The organism is Thermococcus sp. ES12 (genome assembly GCF_012027515.1).
In the GTDB taxonomy this organism is placed as follows: domain Archaea; phylum Methanobacteriota_B; class Thermococci; order Thermococcales; family Thermococcaceae; genus Thermococcus; species Thermococcus barossii.
Genome location: NZ_SNUP01000052.1, coordinates 1 through 468, shown reverse-complemented (window position 1 = coordinate 468; position 468 = coordinate 1). Strand labels below are relative to the sequence as shown.

The 468-nt window shown below is 38.0% G+C and carries 1 protein-coding gene and 1 pseudogene; both read right to left on the bottom strand.

All coding sequences use genetic code 11. The features are described 5' to 3' along the window. On the bottom strand, positions 1-265 hold a 265-nt coding region (locus tag E3E37_RS10975; RefSeq protein ID WP_167717373.1), incomplete at its 3' end, for a hypothetical protein. After that, positions 265-468: pseudogene (locus E3E37_RS10970) on the bottom strand (hypothetical protein); the annotation flags it as partial. The pseudogene E3E37_RS10970 and the gene E3E37_RS10975, both read right to left, overlap by 1 nt.

Sequence of the window (468 nt, the reverse complement as noted above, 5' to 3'; positions counted from 1 at the left end):
GCTTTGGCATATTATGCTCAGTATGCCAGGAAGTAGTGGTCTTTGCAATTCTTAGAAGCCCTTTGATGTTTAATAACTCATCCACAACTGCGTAGTCTTTTACAAGTTCCTCTGCAAGCTCTTTAGGAATCCCATTTTTAATTAAGCTCTTTCTGAATTTTCTTTTGCCTTTATTAATTGCTCTTTTCATTCCTGCAAACTGCCACAATATTTTAGGTAGAACAAACATTAACCTTAAAGAGGATAAAAAGAGCGAAAGAACCATCAGAGCTCCTCCTCAAACTCCTCCTCGACTTCTATCTCTCTTCTCTTTTTCTTTCCAAGCTTTTGGAGCTCTTTGAATCCTTCAAGTTTGTGCATCTTTTCTTTCATAAATGCCCCTACTAGGGTCTTAATAACATTCATGCTCTCCATGTATTCTTTTGTAAGTTCAAAGGCCTTATCTGGGTCCATTCCAGCACCCACAAA